Here is a 1,185-nt window from a genome sequence, read left to right as displayed (position 1 = left end):
AATCATTCATTGCATTAATATATTTTTTAGAATAATTTTTTCTATAATTAAAATATCGATACCTTCTTATATCTCTATTTGATTTAAAATTGATTAGGTTTTGAGTCATAAAAAACTAATCAATTCCCTGTATTTAACTATACAGGGGATTTATAATGAATTGAAATTTTAATGAAATGAATTATGCAACTGACTTTAGCTATAAATAACTTAATTGCAATAATGAGCTCTTATTTTCATAGTATTTTGTGGATTGATATCATTTCTGTAACTCTTTAAGAGTATTTCGCTTTAAGCTATCAATAAAACTTAATAATTCAGGTATCATCACTAGATATGGATAATAACACAAAACTATTCACAAGCACCACATATTTGGATGAAATGATGCTAATGGAAGATGAAGCGCCATTAATAGCAATGAGCATTAATAAATATATAAAAAAGAAAGGATTCAATGTTTCTAATGTTTTGGATATACCCTGTGGGTTAGGTCGTATTTCTATAGAAATGATTAAATTTGGGTATAATTTAATAGGCGTAGACATATCTGATCAACTTTTAAATATAGCCAAGTCCAAGAGTAAAATTTATAAAGTGGATAAAAAATTTCAACTATACAAAGCAGATATGTATACTGACAATCTAAAAAAAATTATAAATGAAAGCCCAGATTTAATTTTAAACTGGTGGACAAGTATAGGATATAAAAGTCAGGATGACGATATAAATTTTTTTAAGATGTTACACGACTTATCGCATAATGGAACTATTTTCATGCTAGAAACATGGCACAGAAATTTTATATTAAGTCACCCCATTAAGAGAACATGGAAACAGCTAAAAAGTGGATATGTCTTAATAGAATACAATATTTCAAATTTCAATTCCTTAATAGAAAGCAATAGGAAATATTATAAGTTAAATAACAATTCTTTAGAATTTGAAGGTCAATTTAATACAAAGGTTATATTATATGATTTATCTGATTTGGCAAAAATGCTGATAAACACGGGTTGGGAAGTTATAGATGTAATGAATAATATAGAAAATCCATCCCCTTTTAATCCAAATAATAATGGGCTTGTTATAGTAAGCAAATCAATTTAATTTATATTCTTATTGTTACTGGCGACGGAAAGCCCAAGAAGTATGCCGGACGGCAGGAATGTATCCTTAAAAAAG

Annotated in this window: 1 protein-coding gene; it reads left to right on the top strand. The window is 27.2% G+C overall.

Features of this window, described 5'->3' with window-relative positions; all coding sequences use genetic code 11:
* Window positions 1–336: 336 nt before the first annotated feature.
* Complete coding sequence (locus tag AOG54_RS03810) at window positions 337–1,110, top strand: methyltransferase domain-containing protein (RefSeq protein ID WP_084779397.1); 774 nt, start codon at window positions 337–339, stop codon at window positions 1,108–1,110.
* Window positions 1,111–1,185 lie beyond the last annotated feature (75 nt).

The organism is Acidiplasma aeolicum, from assembly GCF_001402945.1.
GTDB classification, from domain to species: Archaea; Thermoplasmatota; Thermoplasmata; order Thermoplasmatales; family Thermoplasmataceae; genus Acidiplasma; species Acidiplasma aeolicum.
Note: the sequence above shows the minus strand (reverse complement) of the source record. Positions and strands in the feature narration are given on the sequence as shown.